We start from the raw sequence: 20,704 nt of genomic DNA on the forward strand, positions 1-20,704 counted from the left end.
CGTGGACGCGTGCGGTGAACGGTTCGTGATCGTGAGCGGCGACTCCCGGGCCGAGGTCGACGAGGTCGGGGCGGCGCTGGCCGGGTTCCCCCAGGGCGGCCGGGTCCGGACCGAGCCGCACCCGCCCACGGCACGCCCGCCGAAGGGCTCCGGGGCGGTGCTCGCGCCCTGGCCGAACCGGGTCCGCGGCGGTGTCTGGACCCACCGCGGGACCCGTCACCGGCTCGCGCTGACCGAGCCCGACGCCGGCAACGCCATCCACGGCCTGCTGCGGCACGTGCCGTGGACACCGGTGGAGCGGGCGGGCGACCGGATCACCCTGACCGCCGTCGCGCCGGTGCAGCCCGGCTGGCCGCAGCCGGTACGGCTCACGGTGACCTACGCCGTCGGCCGCGACGGGCTCACCGTCACCACCGAGGTGGAGAACCTCGGGGACGCGACCGTCCCGTTCGGCCTGGGGTTCCACCCGTACCTGCGGGTCGGTGACGTCCCGACCGACGAGCTGGAGCTCACCCTGTCCGCGCGGACCGAGCTGCCGCTGCGCGAGCAGCTGCCCGACGGCCCGACGGCGCCGCTGCCCGCCCCGATCTCCCGCACCAAGCTCGCCGGCCTCGTCCTGGACGGCGCGTTCGGCGGCTGCACGCCCGGCGACGGCCCGGACGGCGGAGCCGACGGCCGGGTCCGGCACCGCGTCGGGGCCCGCGACGGCGGGGGCACCGAGCTGTGGGCCGACGCGGCGTTCGGCTGGGTGCAGGTCTTCACCCCGTCGGACTTCCCGCGCCAGGGCCCGGACGGGGTCGTCACGCCGTCGCGGGCGATCGCGGTCGAGCCGATGACCTGCCCGCCGGACGCGCTGAACTCGGGCACCGACCTGATCGAGCTGGTCCCTGGCGAGACGCAGGTGCTGCGCTGGGGCGTCCACGCCACCGGGTGACCGCGGCACGTGACTCGTGTCACGGCGCAACGGGGAATGCGGGCGAAGTCGTTGAACGCTCTACGTTTCGTGACTGCTGAGACCGCTTCCCCGGTGCTCCTGCCCCGTCTCGACGAGGCCGGCCGCGCCGCGCTGTTCACCGAGGCCCGCACCGCCAACACCTTCACCGACGAGCCCGTCAGCGACGAGACGCTCCGTGCGGTGTGGGACCTGGCGCAGTGGCCGCCGACCGCGGCCAACACCCAGCCGCTGCGCGTGACGTTCGTCCGCAGCGACGAGGGCAAGGCCCGTCTGGTGCCGCTGCTCGCCGAGGGCAACCGGGCCAAGTCCCAGGCCGCCCCGGTCGTCGCGATCCTGGCCGCAGACCTGGACTTCCACGAGCACTCGGACACCACGTTCCCGGTCAAGCCCGGCTTCCGCGAGGGCCTGGAGTCCCAGGGTCGCGAGGGCCGCGAGCCGATGGCCCGGTTCAACGCGTCGCTGCAGATCGGCTACCTCCTGCTCGCGGCCCGCGCCCACGGTCTCGCGACCGGCCCGATGGCCGGCTTCGACGCCGACGCCGTCACCGAGGAGTTCTTCCCCGGCGGCCGGCACCGCGCGTTGCTGGTGGTCAACCTGGGCCACCCCGGCCCGGACGCCTGGCACCCGCGGCTGCCGCGCCTCGAGGCCGAGCAGGTCCTCGACTTCGCCTGAGCGGGCGCGCCCGCACTGCCGTCACCGTGCGGCCGTCATCGAGGGTGTGTGCTGCAGCAGGGTGCGGGTGTAGTCGTGCTGCGGGTCGGTGAGGACCTCGTCCACCGTGCCCTGCTCGACGATGCGGCCCTGCTGCAGCACCGCGATCCGGTCCGCGACCTCCCGGGCGAGGGCGATGTTGTGCGTCACGAACAGCATCGCGGTGCCCAGCTCGCGGCGGACCGTCGCCAGCAGCTCGACGATCGAGGCCTGCACCGAGACGTCCAGCGCGGAGGTGACCTCGTCGCACACCAGCACGTCCGGGGCGGTGACCAGGGCGCGGGCGATCGCCGCGCGCTGACGCTCACCGCCGGACAGCCCGCCCGGGTAGCGGTGGGCGAAGGACTCGTCGAGCCGCACCTGGCGCAGCATGTGCAGCACCCGGTCCCGGCGGGCGTCGGCGTCGAGGTCGGTGAGGTGCCGCAGCGGCACCTCCAGTGAGCTCGCGACGGTGCGCCGCGGGTTCAGCGACGCGAACGGGCTCTGGAACACGTACTGCACGCTGCGCAGCTGGGCGTAGCTGCGCGGGGTGGCGAGCGCCTCGCCGTGCAGGCTCAGCTCGCCCGCGTCGAGCGGCAGCAGCCCGGACAGGCCACGGGCCAGCGTCGTCTTCCCCGACCCGGACTCGCCCAGCAGCATCAGGCACTCCCCGGCGGCCAGCTCCAGGTCGACGCCGTCGAGCACGGGGCGGTCGCCGTAGCGCTTCCCGGCACCGCGCACCCGCAGCACCGGCTCACCGGCCGGTGCCGGCTCCCGCCCGGTCTGCCGGTGCAGGTCCGGCACCGCCGCGATCAGCGCCCGGGTGTAGGGGTGCTCCGGCGCGGTGAGCACCGCGCGCACGGTTCCGGTCTCGACGACCTCGCCGGCCTGCATGACCGCGACCCGGTCGGCCAGCCCGGCGACGACGGCGAGGTCGTGGGTGATGTAGAGCGCGGCGGTCCCGGAACGGGTCACCAGCTCCCGCACGGTGTCGAGCACCAGGTCCTGGGTGGTGACGTCCAGCCCGGTCGTCGGCTCGTCGAGCACCACCACGTCGGGCCGGTGCACGAACGCCGCCGCGATCCCGACCCGCTGCTGCTGTCCGCCGGAGAGCTGGTGCGGGTAGCGGTCGGCGAAGGCGTCGTCGCCGGGCAGCCCGACGTCGGTCAGCACCTCCCGCACCCGGGCGGCCACGTCACCCTCCCAGCCGTGTGCGGTGAGGACCTCCGCGACCTGCGGCCCGATGCGCAGCACCGGGTTCAGCGACAGCGCCGGGTCCTGCGGCACGTAGGAGACCAGCCGGCCCCGGACCCCGCGCAGCGTCGCCGCGGGCAGCGTGAGCAGGTCGTCGTGGGACTCGGTGTGCCCGGCGAAGCGCATCGTCCCGCCGGTGTGGGTCAGCCCGGCGCGGAAGTGGCCGAGCGCGGCCAGCGCCGCGGTGGTCTTGCCCGACCCGGACTCGCCGACCAGGGCCAGGATCTCGCCCGGTGCGACGGCCCAGTCCACGCCGTGCAGCACCTCGCGGCCGTGGGTCGTCGCGACCCGCAGCCCCGTGCACTCGATCGTCGGTGTCCGGCTCATGCCCCGCCCCCCGTCGTGTCCGCGGACTCCTTCGCCAGCGCATCGGTGATCATGTTCGTGCCGACGGTGAGGACCGCGATCGCGAGCACCGGCAGCAGCACCCCCCACGGCGTGACGATCAGCGCGATCCGGTTCTCGTTGATCTGCAGCCCCCAGTCCGACGCCGGCGGCTGCACCCCCAGTCCCAGGAACGACAGCGACGCCACGTAGTCGATCGAGTAGGTCAGCCGCAGGCCGAGCTCGACCATCAGCGGGCCGGTGATGTTGGGCAGGACCTCGGTGGCGAGGATCCGTCGCCGGGGCATCCCGTACATCCGGGCGGCCTGCACGTAGTCCTGCCCGGCGACCGAGAGCGTCGCCTGCCGGGCGACGCGCGCGACCCGCGGGACGTGGGTGATGCCGATGACCAGCACCAGCAGCCAGCCCGACGAGCCGAGCACGGCGACCGCGAGCAGTGCCAGCACCAGCTGCGGGAACGACAGCAGCACGTCGCCGCCCCGCATGATCAGCGTGTCCAGCCGGCTGCCGGTGGTGCCGGAGTAGCCGGCGAGCATGCCCAGCGCCGTCCCGCCGACGACGCCGATCGCGGTCGCGGCCAGCGCGTAGAGCAGCACCGGTCCGCCGCCGGCGAGGAACCGGGTGAACACGTCGCGGCCCAGGTCGTCGGTGCCGGCGATGCCCTCGGCGCGGAACGGCCGCCCGGCGAAGTCGTCGACGCCGTAGCCGGTCAGCAGCGGCCCGACGAGCGGGCCGAGCAGCGCGACCGCGACGACCAGGACGGTGAGGACGGCTCCGATCCGCGCTTGCCGGCGGCGGAAGGTGCGGCGCAGCAGGCCGGACGGCGCGGAGGGCGCGGACGGGGTGGACGGGGCGGTCATGCGGGACCTCCGGTCGAGGAGTGCCGGATCCGCGGGTCGGCCAGGATCCCGGCGACGTCCGCGGCGAGGTTCACCACGACGTAGAACGCCGCGATGACGAGGGTGATCGCCTGCACGACCTGCACGTCCCGGTTGGCGACGGCGTCGATCAGCGCCTGCCCGATCCCGGGGTAGCGGAACAGGAACTCGACGACGACCACGCCCCCGGCCAGCCAGGCCAGCTGCAGGGCGATCACCTGGGCGACCGGGCCGATCGTGTGCGGCACGGCGTGCCGGAACAGCACGGTGCGCTCGGGCAGCCCCTTGAGCCGGGCCATCTCGACGTAGCCGGCGTCGAGGGTCTCCGACAGCGTCGCGCGGGTCATCCGCACCACGTAGGGGATCACCACCAGTGCCAGCGTCACGACCGGCAGCACCAGCTGCTCGGGTCGCGCCCACACCGGCTCGCCCGGCCGGGCGATCGTCACCGACGGCAGGATCCGCAGCACCGAGGTCGCGAACAGCACGACCAGCAGCACGCCGATGACGAACTCCGGCAGCGCGGCCAGCACCAGCGAGGCCCCGGACACCGCGGAGTCGGTCCGGGTGCCGCGCCGGACCGCGGCCCGCGCGCCCAGCGCGAGCGCGACCGGGGTGGAGACGAGCGCGGTCAGCACCAGCAGCAGCGCCGAGGCCCCGATCCGGTCTCCGAGCAGCTCCGACACCGGGCCGCCGGTGGCGGCGGAGAAGCCGAGGTCGCCGGTCAGGACACCGCCCAGCCAGGTGAGGTAGCGCTCGGGCGCGGGCCGGTCGAGGCCCAGCTGCGCGGTCAGCGCCGCCACCCGTTCCGGGGTGGCCTGCTGGCCGAGGATGGCCCGGGCGGGGTCGCCGGGCAGCAGCAGCGTCGCGGCGAAGATCAGCACCGACACGACGAGCAGGATCAGCACCGACAGCGCGAGGCGCCGCAGGATCATGCGGACGAGCGGGCTCATGCGTCCACCCACGCCTTCCGGAACTCGTAGCCGGACAGGGACAGCCCGGTGCGGTTCGGGACGAGCCCGCCGACGTAGGCCTGGTGGGCGTCCACCCGGTCCGGGAAGCCCCAGATCAGGTAGCCGCCGCGGTCGAACTCGATCCGCTGCGCCGCGCGCACCAGCTGGGCCCGCCGCCCGGCGTCCAGCTCGGACCGGGCCCGGCGGACCAGGCCCTGGTACTGCGCGTCGGTCCAGTGCGTCTCGTTGAACGGTGCGTCGGGCATCGAGGACTGCGAGGCCTGCGGCAGGTAGTTGCGGGTGTTCCAGAAGCTCTGCGCGAACTCCCACTGCAGGTACTGGTCGGAGAAGAACGTGGAGGTGTCGACCCGGCGCAGCCCGACGTCGATCCCGGCGCCGCGGGCCTGGGTGGCGAACACCTGCGCGGCCTCGACGGTGCCGGCCTGGATCGGGGAGGTCACCAGCTCCACCGCGAGGTTCGGCTTCCCGGCCGCGGCGAGCAGGTCGCGGGCCCGGGCGAGGTCCTGCTCGCGGGACGGGTCGAGGTAGTCCGGGTCGAAGCGGGCGTAGAGGTCGACGCCGGCGGCGCCCTGCCCGGACAGCACCTGGTTGACCAGCTCGCCGCGGCCGGTGACCAGACGCAGCGCCTGGCGGACCCGGACGTCGTCGAACGGGGCGACGTCGACGCGCATGGTGAACGGCAGCCACGACCCGGTCTCCGAGGTCAGCAGCCGCACCGAGTCGTAGGAGCCGACCACCTCGGTCAGCGACAGCGGGACCTGGTCGATCGCATCGACCTGCCCGGAGAGCAGGGCGTTGATCCGGGCGTCGTCCTCGGAGAAGTTGATCAGCTCGAGGCGGTCGACGTAGGGCTGGTCCGGGCGCCAGTAGCCGTCGTGGCGGACGAAGGCGCTCTGCTGGCCGGGGGTGAACGAGGCGAACCGGAACGCCCCGGTGCCGACCGGCCTGTCCAGCGAGAAGTCGGCCGGGACGATCCCGCACGAGTACTCGGCCAGGTACTGGTCGAAGATCGGGGACGGCTCGGACAGCACGAACCGCACCGACCGGTCGGAGGCGACGACGACGTCGTCGAGGATCCCGAACTGCGACGCCCCGGACTTCGGGTCGGACGGGTCGGTGATCCGCGCGAAGGTGGCGACGACGTCGTCCGGGGTGACCGGACGGCCGTCGTGGAAGGTGATGCCGGCGCGGATGACCGCGGTCCAGGCCCGTGCCCCGGGCTCCGCCGTCACCGACTCGGCGACCGCGGGCTGCAGGGTGTAGGCGTCGTCCCAGTGCAGCAGCGGCTCGTAGAGGCTGAGCGTGCGGGCGATGTCGGGGTTCGTGGCGGGGCTGTGCGGGTCCAGGGTGTCCGACGATCCGCCGCCGGTCACCCCCACCCGCAGGACGCCGCCGCGGCGCGGGGGACCGGCGTCGCGGGCCGCGGCGGGGCCGCCGCAGCCGGCGAGCACGGCCGCCGCGGCGAGTCCCGCCGCGCCGCCCAGCAGGCGTCGCCGGGACAGCGACGTCAGGGTCGGGCTGGTCATCGAGCTGTCTCCTCGGGGAGGGCCCCGCAGGTGCGGGGCCGCGGTCGCGGGTCAGGTCGGGGGCCGGGTCACCTCCTGCACCGCACGTCCGGCGTGCTCGGGTACGGGGTCGCCGGTGACCAGCGCGTCGAGGTCGGCGGCGACGCCGTCCGGGAACGGCGCGGTGCCGCCCGGGCCGACGTGCAGACACATCAGCTCCTCGGTGGCACAGAGCCGGCCCGCGGTGCGCAGCTCGTGCCAGAGCCGCAGCCGTTTCGCGTCGCGGCCGAGCACCCGGGTCGTGACCTCCAGCTCCGCGTCCGCGCCGATCTCGCGCAGGTACCGCACGTGCGCCTCGACGGTGTAGAGCGAGCAGCCGGTCGTGTCCCGGTAGCCGGCGTCCATCCCGGTGTGTTCCATCAGCGCCGTCGTCGCGTCGCCGAACACCAGCACGTAGTAGGGCTCGGACAGGTGGCCGTTGTAGTCGATCCACTCGGGGCGGACGACGTCGCGGTGCGCCGGCAGCGCGCTCACCGGGCGGTCTCCCCGGCGGTCTGCCCGGCGGTCTGCCCGGTGGTCTGCCCGGTGGTCTGCACAGTGGTCTGCCGGGCCGCGGCCACGGCCCGGCGGACCGCGATCACCGCCCGGTCGCGCTCGGCCACCAGCTCGGCCATCGGTCGCCCACCCGCGGAGACCTCGGCGCCGGCGACCATGTCGTCGCGCAGCTCCCGGGTGAGCTCCGGGGCCTCCAGGCGTGTCCACGGCGCCTTCAGCGACGGTCCGAAGTGGTCCAGCATGTGCGCCATCCCGCCCCGGCCCCCGGCCAGGTGGAAGGTCAGGCAGGGCCCGTGCACCGGCCAGCGCAGCCCCGGGCCGTCGGTGATCGAGCGGTCGATCTCCTCGGGGGTGGCCTCGCCCGCGGCGACCATGTGCAGCGCCTCGCGCCAGATCGCCTCCTGCAGGCGGTTCGCGATGAAGCCGGGCAGCTCCCGTTCCATCTCGATCACCGACTTGCCGATGTGCCGGTAGAAGTCCGCGGCCCGCGACGCCGCCCAGGCCGCGGTCCGCTCCCCGCCGACGACCTCGACCAGCGGGATCAGGTAGGGCGGGTTGAACGGGTGCCCGACGACGAGCCGGTCCGGGTGCGCCGCGGTCGTCGCCATGTCGGTCATCGGGAACCCCGAGGTCGACGACGCCACCACCACGTCCGGACCGGCCGCCACCGCGGCGTCGGCCAGCTCGGCCAGCAGGGAGCGCTTGAGCGTCAGGTCCTCCGGGGCGCTCTCCTGCACGAAGTCCGCGCCCGCGACGGCCTCGGCCGCGGTCGGGAACATCGTCAGCGCGTCCCGGTCGGCGCCCTCGGCCAGCCCCAGCTCGGTGAGCGCCGGCCAGGCGGCGTCGACCACGCGGCGCAGCGTCTCCTCGGCGTCCGGGGCGGGGTCCCAGGCCCGGACCCGCAGCCCGCGGGCCAGGAAGTACGCCGCCCAGCCCGCGCCGATCACTCCGGCGCCGATGCAGGCGACGGTCCGGATCGCGGAGACGGGCCGGAGGTCGGGCTCGGACTCGGTGACGGACACGGACTCTGTCTCGGGCTCAGACACCGGCGCGCTCCTTCAGGCCGAGGATCGCGCGGGCGCGGTCCGGCGTCGCGACGCTCGCGCCGAGGTTCTGCACGATCTCCACCGCGCGCTCGGTCAGCTGCTCGTTGGTCGCCTTCACCCCGCGGGAGAGGTAGAGGTTGTCCTCCAGCCCGACGCGGGCGTGCCCGCCGGCCAGCACCGACTGCGCCACCCACGGCAGCTGGTCGCGCCCGATCGCGAACGACGCGAAGTTGGCGCCCTCGGGCAGCAGGTTCACCTCCGCCGCCAGCACACCCGGGTCGGCCGGGGCGCCGTAGGGGATGCCCATGCACAGCTGGAACAGCGCCGGGGCGTCGATCAGACCCTCCTCGACCAGGACGGTGGCGAACCACAGCTGTCCGGTGTCGAAGATCTCCAGCTCGGGCTTCACCCCGAGCTCCTGCACCCGCCTGGCCCCGGTGCGCAGCATGTCCGGGGTGGAGACGTAGAGCTGGTTGCCCTCCCCGAAGTTCAGCGAGCCGCAGTCCAGCGTGCAGATGTCGGGCAGCAGCTCCTCGACGTGCGGGAGCCGCTCCAGGGCGTTGACGAGGTCCGTGCCGTCGATCGGCTTGAGCGGGTCGTCGGCGTCGATCACCAGGTCGCCGCCCATGCCGGCGGTCAGGTTCAGCGCGACGTCGACGCCGGAGTCCCGGATGCGGGTCACGGTCTCGCGGTAGAGCTCCACCGCCCGCGACGGGCTCCCGGTCTCCGGGTCGCGCACGTGGATGTGCACCACGGCGGCCCCGGCCCGGGCCGCGGCGATCGCGTCCGCGGCGATCGCGGCCGGGGTGACGGGCACGTGCGGGCTGCGGCCCACCGTGTCGCCGGCCCCGGTCACCGCGCAGGTGATGATGACGTCACGGTTCATCCGATCTCCGTTCGTTCCGTGCCTGCCGGCGCCGCGAGCACGGCCCGGTCGATGAAGTCGTGCAGCAGGGCGCGCATCCGGTCGGTCCCGGCCCGTGGGGTCATCGCCAGCACCTGGATGCCGAGCCCGTCGATCAGCGCGGTGAGCTGGTCGGCCAGGGCCTCGGTGCGGCCGGACACGAACACCCCGGCCGCGGCGCCCTCGGCGATCGTCATGGCGATGCTGCGGTACCAGCGGTCGTAGGCGTCCCAGTACAGCGCGCGCCGGGCCGGGTCGATCGCCGACTCCGCCCACACCTGGATCCAGATCGACCACTCGCGGCGCAGCAGGGCGCCGTCGGGGAGCTGCAGGTCGATCAGCCGCAGCAGCCGCTCGTGCGGGTGGGCGATCGTGTCGAGCTCGGCGACCTGGCGGTCGAAGGCGAGGCGCACGTTGTGCCGCAGCGCGGAGTCGAGCAGCTCCGAGCGGGTGGGGAAGTGGTAGTGGATCGCCGCCGGGCTGGTCCCCGCCGCCCGCGCGACGTCGGCGGTGCGGACCCGGTGGTAACCGTGGTCGGCGATCAGCTCCCAGGCCGCGTCGAGGATCCGGCCACGGGTGCCGTGGGCCCCGCCGGGCTCGCGTCCGGTGTCGGGCTCGGCCGCCGCGGCGGCGGCCCCGGTGGGGACCGCGGTCCTGGCCCGGGCGCCGTCGCGGCCGTGCAGCAGCCGCGCGACCGTCTCGCCGGTGACCTCGGCGATGCGGACGAGCTCGTCGGCGGCGAAGCGGCGACGTCCGGCGAGGGACTTCGACAGCTTGGTCTCCTCCAGCCCGATCGCGGCCGCGAACCGGCGCTGGGTCCAGCCGTCGCGCTCGAGCAGGGCGCGCACCCGTCCGGCGACCGCGTCCTCGGCGGTCCGGGTGGTACGGGGGTCGGTCACCGGGCGACCGTAGGCCCTGACTTGCGATATGCGCAAGTACTGATCTCTGATCGTCGCAGCGTACGACGTTGTTTCGTAGGCGTTACCGGTTGCAGGACCAGTTCGCGGGGCTTCTCGCGGAAGCGCTTGCGCGGCACGGTGCGAGCGGTAGGGTCGGCGTCTCACCCGACGGCGCCGTGGGGCGCGGGGGACGTGGCAAGGGGGACCATGCGTTCGCTGGACGAGACCGGGATCTGGGCCGACGGGATCGAGGGCGTGGAGGTCCCCGGCTACGACCGGGCCGCCGTGGGGCGCGGGATCGTCCACATCGGCGTCGGTGGGTTCCACCGCGCGCACCTCGCGATGTACGTCGACGCGTTGCTCGCCTCCGGCGGGGCGCCGGAGTGGGGGATCTGCGGGGTCGGCGTGCTCACCGCCGACGACCGGATGCGTGACGTGCTGGCCGCCCAGGACGGGCTGTACACGCTCGTGCTGAAGGAGGCCGACGGGACGCTGACGCCCCGGGTGGTCGGGTCGCTGGTCGACTACCTCTACGCCCCCGACGACCCCGACGCCGTCATCGAGCGGATCGCCCACCCCGACACCCGGATCGTCTCGCTGACGATCACCGAGGGCGGCTACGCGATCGACCAGAAGACCGGCGAGTTCGACCCGGACTTCCCCGGCATTCGCGCCGACCTGGACGCGATGGCCGCCGGCTCCGCCCCGACCGGGGCGTTCGGGCTGGTCGTCGAGGCGCTGGCGCGTCGCCGGGAGCGCGGCACCGGCCCGCTCACGGTCATGAGCTGCGACAACATGCAGGGCAACGGCGACGTCGCCCGCCGGGTGTTCACCGGTGTCGCCCAGCTCCGCGACGCCGGGCTGGGCGCCTGGGTCGCGGAGTCGGTCACCTTCCCGAACTCGATGGTCGACCGGATCACCCCGGCCACCGCCGACACCGACCGCGAGGCCCTCGCCGAGCGCTTCGAGCTGCGCGACGGCTGGCCGGTCGTGTGCGAGCCGTTCACCCAGTGGGTGCTCGAGGACCACTTCGCCGCGGGCCGCCCGGAGTTCGAGCGGGTCGGGGTCCAGCTCGTCGACGACGTCGTCCCCTACGAGTTCATGAAGCTGCGCCTGCTCAACGCCACCCACCAGGCGCTCGGCTACCTCGGCTACCTCGCCGGGCACCGCTACGTGCACGAGGTCGCCCAGGACCCGACGTTCGCGGCGTTCCTGCGGTCCTACATGGACGACGAGGCCACCCCGACGCTGCGCCCGGTGCCCGGCATCGACCTCGACGCCTACAAGGACACCCTGCTGGAACGCTTCGCGAACCCGGGTGGCGCCGACACGCTGATGCGGATCAACTACGGCAGCTCCGACCGGATCTCGATCTTCCTGTTGCCGGTGGTGCGCGAGCAGCTGGCCGCGGGCGGGCCGGTCGCGCGGGCGGCGGCCGTCGTCGCCGGGTGGTGCCGCTACGCCGAGGGCACCGACGAGCAGGGCCGCGAGATCCCCCAGCAGGACCGTCTCGCCGAGGAGATGACCGCGCTGGCCCGCGCCGAACGGGACACCCCGGGGTCGTTCCTGTCCCACCGCGGGGTGTTCGGCGACCTCGGCTCCGACGAGCGGTTCGCGGGCGCGTTCCGGGCCGCGCTGGAGTCGCTGTGGTCACGCGGCGCGGCGTCCACCGTCGCGGACCTGGCCTGAGTCGAGCCGATGAGCTCGGGGCCGGGCCGCGGTCCTACCCCCGACACCTCCGTACCGGACCCCGGGAGACCACAGTGGGCACCATCGACGTGCACGAGTTCATCAGCCTCGACGGGGTCGTGTCCGACCCGTCGTGGACGGCCGAGTACGGCTTCCCCGACGCGATGGGGGAGGCGATCGGCCGGCTGACCGACGCGGCGATCCTGCTCGGCCGCACCACCTACGAGATGTTCCACCCGGCCTGGTCGGCCCGCGGCCACGACGTCGAGTCCGGCGGGGCGTTCTTCAACGGCGCGCCCAAGCACGTCGTCACCTCGACCCTGGCCGACCCGCTGGAGTGGGAGAACGCCCGGGTGCTCGGCCCGTACGACCCGGTGCGGATCCAGCAGCTCAAGGACGCGACCGGCGGCGGCATCTACGTCTCCGGCAGCGTCACCCTGGTCCGTGCGTTGCTCGCCGACGGCCTGGTCGACACGCTCAACCTGTTCGTCTACCCGGTGTCGCTCGGGGCCGGGCTGCGGCTGTTCGCCGAGGGCGTCCGGGCGCCGTTGCGGCTGCGCGAGTCGGAGGCCTACGAGAACGGCGTGGTCCGGCTGACCTACGGGCCGCCGGCGGCCTGAGCCGGGGGCGCGTTCAGTCCGGCAGCGCCGCGAAGGACTCCCGGGCGGCCGCCAGCACGTCGCCGTAGACCTGGCGGGCCGCCGGGCCCTCCGGGGCGGCCAGCCAGCCGGCGACGGCGACCTGCATGATCGCCATCGCGGCGGCCGCGGCGAGCCGGTGGGCCGTGGTGGGGGTGTCGGTGCCGTCGCGCTCGGCGAGCGCGTCGGCGACGGTCTGCTCCACGGTCCGTCCGACGTGGGCGATCCGTGGGCGCAGCTCGGGGTGGGTGCGCAGCAGCTCCATCTGGCCGTGCCAGGTCGGGCTGGTCGTCAGCGCCTCGGCGACCTCGGCGAGCACCGCCGTCGCGGCCCCGAGCGGGGACGACTCGGGCCGGGCGCGGACCTCGGTGGCGAGCTCGGCGAGGGAGGCGGCGTCCCAGTCGAACAGCACCGCGTCCTTCGACGGGAAGTGGTTGAAGAACGTGCGCGGCGCGACGTCGACGTCGGCGCAGATCTCCTCCACGGTGAACGCGTCCGGGCCCTGGGTGCGGGCGCGTTCCAGTGCCGCGGCGCGCAGCGCCTGGCGGGTCCGCACCTTCTTGCGCTCCCGCAGCCCGTGGCAGCGTGCCTCCTGGTCGGTCAGCATGTCGCCGATCATGCCCGTCCCGCCTCTCCCGCTGGTCCCGGCGCGCGGCTCGCACCCTCGACCCGAGCGGGGAGTGCAGTCGTGCAGTCACTGCAGTGTGCTCGCAGGATCGTGAGCACCGCAAACTACTGCACGACGCAATCCGGCACCGGACGAGGGTCAGCCGTGCGCCAGCAGCGCTGCCCCGATGATCCCGGCCTCGTTGAGCAGCCCGGCCGGGACGAGCTTCGTGCGGGTCCGCACGTAGGGCGACCACTTCTCGAACTTCTTGCTGACCCCGCCGCCGACGACGATCAGGTCCGGCCACAGCAGGTTCTCGACGTGGGTGAAGTAGCGCTGCAGCCGCCCGCCCCACTGCTCCCAGTCCAGGTCCTCGCGCTCGCGGGCGGAGTCGGCGGCGCGCGACTCGGCGTCGAACCCGTCGAGTTCCAGGTGCCCGAGTTCGGTGTTGGGCACCAGCTTCCCGTGGTTGACCAGCGCCGACCCGATGCCGGTCCCGAGGGTCACGACGAGCACCAGCCCGTGGTGGTGGTCGGCGGCCGCGCCGAACTCGGCCTCGGCGACGCCCGCGGCGTCGGCGTCGTTGACCAGCACCGCGTGCCGGCCGGTGACCCGGCGCAGCACCGCGGCCGCGTCGCAGTCGACCCAGGCCCGGTCCACGTTGGCGGCGGTGCGGGTCACCCCGTGCGTGACGACCGCCGGGAACGTGCAGCCGAAGGAGTGACGCCAGTCGAACTCGTCGAGGATCTGCGTGACGGTCTCCGCGACCGCCTCCGGTGTCGACGGCTGCGGCGTCGGGATCCGCACCCGCTCCGCGGCCAGCCGGCCCTTGTGCAGGTCCACCGGGGCGCCCTTGATGCCGGAGCCGCCGATGTCGATGCCGAACCCGAGTGCGTGCTTGCTGCTCACGCGCCCGATCCTGCCAGGGCCGCCGAGACGACGCCGCGCGCCTCGTCCTGGATGCGTGCCAGGTGCTCCGGCCCGCGGAAGCTCTCGGCGTAGACCTTGTAGACGTCCTCGGTGCCCGAGGGACGGGCGGCGAACCAGCCGGTGTCGGTGAGGACCTTCAGCCCGCCGATCGCGGCGTCGTTGCCCGGGGCGCGGGTGAGCTTCGCGGTGATCGCGTCCCCGGCGAGCTCGGTGGCGGTGACGGCGCCGGCGTCCAGCTTCGACAGCGCCGCCTTGTCCTCCCGCGAGCAGGCGACGTCGGTGCGGGCGTAGGCGGGGGCGCCGAACCGCTCGGTCAGCCGGGCGTAGTGCTCGCTGGGGGTCGAGCCGGTGACCGCGGTGATCTCCGAGGCGAGCAGGGCGAGCAGCAGGCCGTCCTTGTCGGTGCTCCAGGGCGAGCCGTCCCGGCGCAGGAACGACGCGCCCGCGCTCTCCTCGCCGCCGAAGCCGATCTCGCCCGAGCGCAGGCCGGGCACGAACCACTTGAACCCGACGGGCACCTCGACCAGCGTCCGGCCGAGGTCACCGGCGACCCGGTCGATCATCGACGAGCTGACCGCGGTCTTGCCGATCCCGGCGGCGGCGGGCCAGCCGGGGCGGTGGGCGAACAGGTAGCCGATGGCCACGGCGAGGTAGTGGTTGGGGTTCATCAGGCCGCCGTCGGCGGTGACGATGCCGTGCCGGTCGGCGTCGGCGTCGTTGCCGGTGGCGATGGTGAAGGGAGCCGGATCGGATTCCATCCGGGCCCGCAGCGACGCCATCGCGTACGGCGAGCTGCAGTCCATCCGGATCTTCCCGTCCCAGTCCAGGGCCATGAACCCGAACGTCGGGTCGACGGCCGGGTTGACCACGGTGAGGTCCAGGCCCCAGCGCTGCGCGATCGCGCCCCAGTAGTCGACCGAGGCGCCGCCGAGCGGGTCGGCGCCGATGGTGACCCCGGCGTCGCGGATCGCGGCCATGTCGAGGACCTGGTCGAGCTGGTCGACGTAGGTGCCGAGGTAGTCGTAGCGGTGCGCGGCCGCGGCGTCGAACCGGGCGGCGCGGCGCACCTCCTTCAGGCCGTTCTCCAGCAGCTGGTTGGCCCGGTCGGCGATCCAGGTCGTCGCCTCGGTGCCCGCGGGGCCGCCGTCGGGCGGGTTGTACTTGAAGCCGCCGTCGGCGGGCGGGTTGTGCGAGGGCGTGACGACGACGCCGTCGGCCAGGTGCCGGCCGTCGCGCCCGGCATTGGTGACCAGGATCGCGTGCGAGATCGCGGGGGTCGGGGTCAGCCCGTCCCGGGAGTCGACGACGACGTCGACGTCGTTGGCCGCGAACACCTCGGCCGCGGTGCGCCAGGCGGGCTCGGACAGCGCGTGGCTGTCGCGGCCGAGGAACAGCGGGCCGTCGGTGCCCTGGGCGGCCCGGTACTCGACGATCGCCTGGCTGGTGGCGGCGATGTGGTCGTCGTTGAAGGTCGCGGTGAACGCCGACCCGCGGTGCCCGGACGTGCCGAACGCGACCCGCTGCACGTCGACCGACGGGTCGGGGTGGGTCGTGGCGTACGCGGCCAGCAGCGCGTCGACGTCGACGAGGTCCTCGGGGCGGGCCGGGGTCCCGGCGCGCTCGTGCACGGTCATGCGGCGATCCTTCCCTCTCGTCGCGGCGCACGCCACCGCCTACCGTTGCGCGGTGTGCGGATCGCGTCGCTGCTCCCGGCCGGCACCGAGATCGCCGGGCGGCTCGGCCTGGCCGCCGACCTGGTCGGCGTCACCTTCGAGTGCGACGACCCGGCGGGGGTGCGGGGCCGGGTGCCGGTGGTCGTGGACACCGCGCTGCCGACCGTCGCGTCGCCGGGGGAGATCGACGCCGTCGTCCGCGAGCGGGCCGCGGCCGGGCTGCCGCTGTACGAGGTGGACCGCGCCCGCCTCGCCGCCGCCGACCCGGAGCTGATCCTCACCCAGGACCTGTGCGCGGTGTGCGCGCTACCCGGCTCGACCGTCGCGCAGGTGCAGGCCGAGCTGGGTACCCGGGCCCGGGTGCTGTCGCTGGACCCGCACCGGCTGGCCGACGTGCTCGACGTGGTGACCGCGGTCGGCACCGCGGCCGGGGTGCCGGACCGGGCCGCCGAGCTGGTCGCGGGCCTGTCGGCGCGCCTGGACGCGGTGGCCGCCGCGGTGCGGGGCCGCCCGGCACCGCGGGTGCTGGTGCTGGAGTGGACCGACCCGCCGTTCCTGCCGGGGCACTGGGTGCCCGACCTGGTCACCGCGGCGGGCGGTGTCCCGGTGGCCGCCGCCCCGGGTGGGCGCAGCACCGCGGTCGACCGGGCCGACCTGCCTCCGTGCGACGCCGTGCTTGTCGCGCCCTGCGGCTTCGGGCTCGACGACGCGCTCGCCCAGGCCCGCGCGGCGCTGCCGTGGCTGCCCGCGGGGGTCCCGGTGCACGCGATCGACTCGGCGTCCTACGTCGTGCGGGCCGGTCCGCGCCTGGTCGACGGGGTGGAGGCGGTCGCGGCCCTGCTGCACCCCGGCGCGGTCCCGGCGCCGCCGCCGGGACGGGTCGCGCGGGTCCGCTGAGCGGCCCTCACTCCCTGGTGCCCGGGCCCAGGCGCCGCCCGACCATCCGCGCGGTCCACGGTGCGACGAGCAGCATCAGGATCACCCGCAGCACCTGCACCGCGACCACCGAGGTGACGTCCACTCCGGACGAGATCGCCGTCGCCAGCACCGCGTAGATCCCGCCCGGGGTGGTCGCGAGGTATCCCTCCAGCGGGGTCATGCCGGTGAGGGAGGACAGCAGCAGCCCCAGCAGGGCGCACAGCGCGACGACGCCCAGGATCAGGACGGTCGCCAGCGGCAGCACCCGCGCGACGGTGCCGAGCGCGGCCCGGGTGAAGCGCAGCCCGGCCTGCCAGCCGATGACGGCGTAGGCGACGTCGACGATCGGGAGCGGCACCGACGCGTCGAGGGAGAACCCGGCCAGGCTGATCACCAGCGCCACCACCATCGGCCCGAGCAGCGCCCCGGCGGGGACCCGCGCGACCTTCCCCAGCGGGACGCCGACGCCCACGCACACCGCGGTCGCCGCGAGCCCGACCCACCACGGCGCGCCGGGGCCCGTGCCCGCGGCGGCCGGGGCACCGGGCGAGGCGCCGTAGACGAACGCGGCGACCACCGGCATCGTCGCGGTGACCAGACCGACCCGCAGGTACTGGATGACGGCGACGGTGCGCTCGTCGCCGCCGAGCTCGCGGCTGATCGCGACCAGCCCGGACGCGCCGCCCGCGGTCTGCGCGAGCATCCCGGTGAGCGGGGTGACCCCGCGCTGCAGCCCCATCAGCAGCCCGGACCCCATGCTGAGCAGCAGCGTCGCGAGGCTGATCAGCAGGACCGGCAGCCACTCCGCGGCCACCGCCGCCAGGGTGTCCGGCCGGGCGAGCAGGCCGATGACGACACCGATCACCGCCTGGGCGGCCGACGTCGCCGGGCGGGCGACCCGGGTGGGGCCGAGCCCGGACAGCGCGAGCACGGTCGCGACCAGCAGCCCGGCGAACAGGGCGGGGGAGGGCACGTCGACCGTGGCGAGCCCGGCGGTCACCAGCACGGTGAGGGCGGCGAGCAACGGCCAGCGCCACCATCCGGACAGCGACGGGCGGGAGCTCACCGTGGGATCACGACCCGAGTCTAAATGGTACGGACGTACTGAGTCGCGGTGAGTCCGGACACGATCGTTGTCGTGAGCGAACGATCACCGCTTCCGTCGGAGCGGCCGCCGGGGTAGGACGGACGGGCACGAGGAGGTGCGCCGATGGGAGACACCCCGAGGAACGACACCGGAGCGGCGATGACGGGACTCGGCCCGGTGATCGCGGCGCTGACCGCACCCGGCGGGGAGTTCGAGCTGGTCGACGCCGAGGTGCGGGGCGTCGCGATGCGGGTCTACCGGCGTGGCCCGCACACCCTGGCCGAGCTGTGGGCGGCGACGGCGGCCTGGCCGGAGCGCACCTTCACCGTGTACCAGGGCGAGCGGCGCACCTACGGCGAGCACCGGAGCCTGGTCGCCGACCTGGCCGGCGTGCTCACCGGGCGGTTCGGGCTGCGCCCCGGTGACCGGGTCGCGATCGCGATGCGCAACCTGCCGGAGTGGCCGGTGGTCTTCTTCGCCGCGCAGGTCGCGGGACTGGTCGTCGTGCCGCTGAACGCCTGGTGGAGCGCGCCCGAGCTGGCCTGGGCGGCGGCCGACTCCGGTGCCCGGGTGGTCGTGGCCGACCCGGAGCGGTGCGCCGCCCTGTGCGGCAGCGGCACCGACAGCAGCGCTCGCGGCGTCGGGGTACCCGTCGTGCGGGTCCGCGGTGGCGGGGCGCCCGCGCCCGGCCCGGTGGTCGAGTGGGAGGACCTCGGGCTGCGCACCGACGGTCCCGGTGACCCGGGCGGCCACAGCCCGCCCGGCCCCGACGACGACGCGACGATCCTCTACACCTCCGGCACCACCGGCCGCCCGAAGGGCGCGGTCGGCACCCACCGCAACCACGTGACGAACCTGCTCAACGTCGCACTGACCGCCCGGGCGACCGCGCTCGACGCCGGGACGGAACCGCCGCCGGGGCAGCAGGGGACGCTGCTCATGTACCCGATGTTCCACATCGCCGGGATCAACGGCCTCGTCGGCGCCGTGCTCGGCGGGGCGAAGCTCGCGACCCTGCACCGCTGGGACCCGGCCGCGGCGCGGGCGGTCGTCCGGGCCGAGCGGCTGACCCGCTCCAACGGTGTCCCGTCGACGACGGCGGAGCTGCTCGACGGCGCTGACCCCGCCGACCTGGCCTCGCTGCGGACGGTCGGCATGGGCGGGGCGCCCGTGCCGCCGGAGCTCGTCGCCCGGATCGGACGCGACCTCGGTGCCGGCGCGGCGAACGGCTACGGCCTGACCGAGACGACCTCGGCGATCTGCGCGAACACCGGGCCCGAGTACCGGGCCCGCCCCGACTCGGTCGGCCGGCCCGCGCCGGGGGCCGAGCTGCGGGTCGCGGGCCCGGCCGGGGAGGCGCTGGGCGACGGCGAGGTCGGCGAGCTGTGGTTCCGCGGCCCGAACGTGGTCCGCGGCTACTGGAACCGGCCCGACGCCGATGCCGAGGCGTTCGTCGACGGCTGGTTCCGCACCGGCGACCTGGGGCACGTGACCGACGGCTGGGTGTACGTCGTGGACCGGTGCAAGGACGTCGTGCTGCGCGGCGGGGAGAACGTGTACTCCGCGCAGGTGGAGGCGGCGATCCACACCGTCGACGGGGTGCTGGAGGTGGCGGTGCTCGGGGTGCCGCACCCGCGCCTGGGGGAGGAGGTCGCCGCGCTGGTCCGGGCCCGCCCCGGGGCGGCCCGCGACGACGACGCCGTCCGCGCCGCCGTCGCCGCGCGGGTGGGCGAGTTCGCCGCGCCTGCGCACGTGCGGTGGACCGACGAGCCGCTGCCCAGGACCGCGACGGGCAAGATCCGCAAGCGCGAGCTGCGGGCGGGCTTCACCGCTCCGAGGTGAGGGTCCTGCGGGCCGCGGACGCGGCGTCCAGCCAGGGCCGCGGGTCCGGGGCGCCGGCCGGCGGGACCAGGACGACGGTGTCCAGCCCGGCCGCGGCGTGGGTCGCGACGATCGACTCGACCGCCCGCCGCCGCTCCGGGAGTGCGGGATCCTCCGGCAGCGCGACGTAGCCGATGCGCCGGAAGCCGTCCGCGGCGCCGCCCGGCCCGCACGACCCGAGCGAGGACCGGACCTCCTCGGGGGTCAGACCCGAGTCGAGCAGGACCCCGTCGGCGAGGTCCCCGGCCAGTCGCAGGGTGCGCGGCCCGCGCCCGCCGACCAGGACCGGCGCCGCGGTCGCCGGCGGGTGGTCCAGCCGGACCCGGTCCAGCCGGACGTAGCGCCCGGAGCGGGTGACCTCGCGCCCGGCGAGCAGGTCCCGCACCGCGGTCGTGTGCTCGGCGAGCAGGGTCAGCGGCGAGGTGACCCGGTTGCCGACCTGGCCCATCCAGTCGAGCACGCCGTGCCCGAGGACCGGCAGGTACCGGCCGGGGAACAGCCGGGCGAGCGAGGCGATCTCCATGGCGACGACCGCCGGGTTCCGCAGCGGCACCGGGAACAGCCCGACGCCGACGGTCAGGGCCTCGGTGCGGGCCAGCGCGACGGCGGCGGTGGCGGTCCCGCCGTGCAGGAAGCAGTCCTCCCACAGCCACAGCTGGTCCAGCCCCGCGGCCTCGACGTCACGGGCTGCGCCCGGCAGCTCCTCGGGGGGCAGCTCGGGCCGGAAGACGATGCCGATGTCCGTATGACCGTCCGTATGACCGTCCATGGGACGCTCAGGCCGGGTCGATGCGGAACACCGGGCAGATGCCGGTCAGGGCACCGAGGGCCTCGGGCGTCGGCTCGGTGACGATCCCGTTCTCCATCATGATCGCGACGCCGTCCGGGGTGACCTCCGGCCACGCCTCGAGGACGGTGCGCGCCTGCTCCGGCGGCACCTCCACCAGCACGCCGGGCTCCGGCTCGGCGTCGTGCCCGGTGCTCAGCGTGGCGTGCCCGCCCGCGGCCCGGACGTTGACGATCCAGTCCGCGCCCGGGAACCCGCCGACGACGAACCGCTCCCCACCGGTCGCGTACACCGTCAGCGGGGTGTGCCGAGGCCGGCCGCTGCGCCGGCCGGGGACGGTCAGGACGGGCAGCTCGAACGGCAGATCGCCGCGGTCGCGCCGGGCGAGCAGGTCGTCGTTGTGGTCCTTGATCTGCTGGGGGGCACGGATGTGACGGCGGGGATCGTCGGACACGGGAGCTCCTCGTTGTCGGATCCGGGCCAGGATGC

Annotated in this window: 20 protein-coding genes; 6 read left to right on the top strand and 14 right to left on the bottom strand. The window is 74.9% G+C overall.

Annotated features, from left to right (window positions below; all coding sequences use genetic code 11):
- Positions 1-31: 31 nt before the first annotated feature.
- Both Ae331Ps2_RS23495 and Ae331Ps2_RS23500 read left to right on the top strand, forming a co-directional pair.
- Positions 32-934, top strand: coding sequence for an aldose 1-epimerase family protein (locus tag Ae331Ps2_RS23495; RefSeq protein WP_249265565.1), 903 nt, complete (start codon positions 32-34; stop codon positions 932-934).
- Positions 935-1,003: 69 nt separating this feature from the next.
- Positions 1,004-1,627: a malonic semialdehyde reductase gene (locus tag Ae331Ps2_RS23500; RefSeq protein ID WP_043276998.1), complete on the top strand. Its 624-nt coding sequence runs from the start codon at positions 1,004-1,006 to the stop codon at positions 1,625-1,627.
- A 21-nt stretch (positions 1,628-1,648) separates the two neighbouring features.
- Here Ae331Ps2_RS23500 and Ae331Ps2_RS23505 read toward each other — a convergent pair whose 3' ends face one another.
- From Ae331Ps2_RS23505 to Ae331Ps2_RS23540, 8 genes are all read right to left on the bottom strand, one after another.
- Complete coding sequence (locus Ae331Ps2_RS23505; protein ID WP_075306508.1) at positions 1,649-3,226, bottom strand: ABC transporter ATP-binding protein; 1,578 nt, start codon at positions 3,224-3,226, stop codon at positions 1,649-1,651.
- A complete protein-coding gene (locus Ae331Ps2_RS23510) occupies positions 3,223-4,104 on the bottom strand; it encodes an ABC transporter permease (RefSeq protein WP_075306506.1) in 882 nt (293 codons plus the stop codon). The genes Ae331Ps2_RS23505 and Ae331Ps2_RS23510 overlap by 4 nt, the downstream gene beginning before the upstream one ends.
- On the bottom strand, positions 4,101-5,075 hold the full coding sequence (locus Ae331Ps2_RS23515; RefSeq protein WP_020622743.1) for an ABC transporter permease: 975 nt from the start codon (positions 5,073-5,075) through the stop codon (positions 4,101-4,103). The genes Ae331Ps2_RS23510 and Ae331Ps2_RS23515 overlap by 4 nt, the downstream gene beginning before the upstream one ends.
- Positions 5,072-6,622, bottom strand: a complete 1,551-nt coding sequence (locus tag Ae331Ps2_RS23520; RefSeq protein WP_075306504.1) for an ABC transporter substrate-binding protein — start codon at positions 6,620-6,622, stop codon at positions 5,072-5,074. Before Ae331Ps2_RS23520 ends, Ae331Ps2_RS23515 begins: the two co-directional genes overlap by 4 nt.
- Positions 6,623-6,673: 51 nt before the next feature.
- Complete coding sequence (locus Ae331Ps2_RS23525; protein WP_020622745.1) at positions 6,674-7,135, bottom strand: thioesterase family protein; 462 nt, start codon at positions 7,133-7,135, stop codon at positions 6,674-6,676.
- Positions 7,132-8,133, bottom strand: a complete 1,002-nt coding sequence (locus Ae331Ps2_RS23530; RefSeq protein ID WP_256371357.1) for a 3-hydroxyacyl-CoA dehydrogenase NAD-binding domain-containing protein — start codon at positions 8,131-8,133, stop codon at positions 7,132-7,134. The genes Ae331Ps2_RS23525 and Ae331Ps2_RS23530 overlap by 4 nt, the downstream gene beginning before the upstream one ends.
- Before the next feature lie 61 nt (positions 8,134-8,194).
- A complete protein-coding gene (locus Ae331Ps2_RS23535; RefSeq protein WP_075306500.1) occupies positions 8,195-9,088 on the bottom strand; it encodes a 3-keto-5-aminohexanoate cleavage protein in 894 nt (297 codons plus the stop codon).
- Positions 9,085-10,005, bottom strand: coding sequence for a TetR/AcrR family transcriptional regulator (locus tag Ae331Ps2_RS23540; protein ID WP_020626422.1), 921 nt, complete (start codon positions 10,003-10,005; stop codon positions 9,085-9,087). Before Ae331Ps2_RS23540 ends, Ae331Ps2_RS23535 begins: the two co-directional genes overlap by 4 nt.
- Before the next feature lie 207 nt (positions 10,006-10,212).
- Here Ae331Ps2_RS23540 and Ae331Ps2_RS23545 point away from each other — a divergent pair, with 207 nt between their 5' ends.
- Both Ae331Ps2_RS23545 and Ae331Ps2_RS23550 read left to right on the top strand, forming a co-directional pair.
- Entirely contained in the window at positions 10,213-11,694 is a 1,482-nt protein-coding gene (locus tag Ae331Ps2_RS23545; RefSeq protein WP_075306498.1) for a mannitol dehydrogenase family protein, read from the top strand.
- Between the two features lie 74 nt (positions 11,695-11,768).
- The gene (locus Ae331Ps2_RS23550) at positions 11,769-12,314 is read left to right on the top strand and encodes a dihydrofolate reductase family protein (RefSeq protein WP_075306496.1); all 546 of its coding nucleotides are present in this window, start codon (positions 11,769-11,771) and stop codon (positions 12,312-12,314) included.
- A gap of 13 nt (positions 12,315-12,327) precedes the next feature.
- Here the strand turns inward: Ae331Ps2_RS23550 and Ae331Ps2_RS23555 are convergent, their stop codons facing one another.
- The 3 genes from Ae331Ps2_RS23555 to pgm form a co-directional block, all read right to left on the bottom strand.
- Entirely contained in the window at positions 12,328-12,939 is a 612-nt protein-coding gene (locus Ae331Ps2_RS23555; protein WP_158071490.1) for a TetR/AcrR family transcriptional regulator, read from the bottom strand.
- Between the two features lie 159 nt (positions 12,940-13,098).
- Positions 13,099-13,848 carry a polyphosphate--glucose phosphotransferase gene (gene ppgK, locus Ae331Ps2_RS23560; protein WP_075306493.1) on the bottom strand — a complete coding sequence of 250 codons (750 nt, stop codon included), beginning with the start codon at positions 13,846-13,848 and terminating at the stop codon, positions 13,099-13,101.
- The gene (gene pgm, locus Ae331Ps2_RS23565) at positions 13,845-15,503 is read right to left on the bottom strand and encodes a phosphoglucomutase (alpha-D-glucose-1,6-bisphosphate-dependent) (protein ID WP_075306491.1); all 1,659 of its coding nucleotides are present in this window, start codon (positions 15,501-15,503) and stop codon (positions 13,845-13,847) included. The genes ppgK and pgm overlap by 4 nt, the downstream gene beginning before the upstream one ends.
- 54 nt (positions 15,504-15,557) lie before the next feature.
- Between pgm and Ae331Ps2_RS23570 the strand changes: the two genes are divergently transcribed.
- Positions 15,558-16,439: an ABC transporter substrate-binding protein gene (locus tag Ae331Ps2_RS23570; protein WP_075306489.1), complete on the top strand. Its 882-nt coding sequence runs from the start codon at positions 15,558-15,560 to the stop codon at positions 16,437-16,439.
- Between the two features lie 7 nt (positions 16,440-16,446).
- Here Ae331Ps2_RS23570 and Ae331Ps2_RS23575 read toward each other — a convergent pair whose 3' ends face one another.
- Complete coding sequence (locus tag Ae331Ps2_RS23575; protein WP_075306487.1) at positions 16,447-17,526, bottom strand: AbrB family transcriptional regulator; 1,080 nt, start codon at positions 17,524-17,526, stop codon at positions 16,447-16,449.
- Positions 17,527-17,670: 144 nt separating this feature from the next.
- Between Ae331Ps2_RS23575 and Ae331Ps2_RS23580 the strand changes: the two genes are divergently transcribed.
- Positions 17,671-19,389 (top strand): class I adenylate-forming enzyme family protein, encoded by a 1,719-nt coding sequence (locus Ae331Ps2_RS23580; protein ID WP_075306485.1) that lies wholly within the window; start codon positions 17,671-17,673, stop codon positions 19,387-19,389.
- Here Ae331Ps2_RS23580 and Ae331Ps2_RS23585 read toward each other — a convergent pair.
- Together Ae331Ps2_RS23585 and Ae331Ps2_RS23590 are read right to left on the bottom strand one after the other, a co-directional pair.
- Positions 19,373-20,197, bottom strand: a complete 825-nt coding sequence (locus Ae331Ps2_RS23585) for an LLM class flavin-dependent oxidoreductase (RefSeq protein WP_075306483.1) — start codon at positions 20,195-20,197, stop codon at positions 19,373-19,375. The genes Ae331Ps2_RS23580 and Ae331Ps2_RS23585 overlap by 17 nt on opposite strands.
- A gap of 7 nt (positions 20,198-20,204) precedes the next feature.
- Entirely contained in the window at positions 20,205-20,669 is a 465-nt protein-coding gene (locus Ae331Ps2_RS23590) for a nitroreductase/quinone reductase family protein (RefSeq protein ID WP_083695901.1), read from the bottom strand.
- Between the last annotated feature and the right edge of the window lie 35 nt (positions 20,670-20,704).

The organism is Pseudonocardia sp. Ae331_Ps2 (assembly GCF_001932405.1).
In the GTDB taxonomy this organism is placed as follows: domain Bacteria; phylum Actinomycetota; class Actinomycetes; order Mycobacteriales; family Pseudonocardiaceae; genus Pseudonocardia.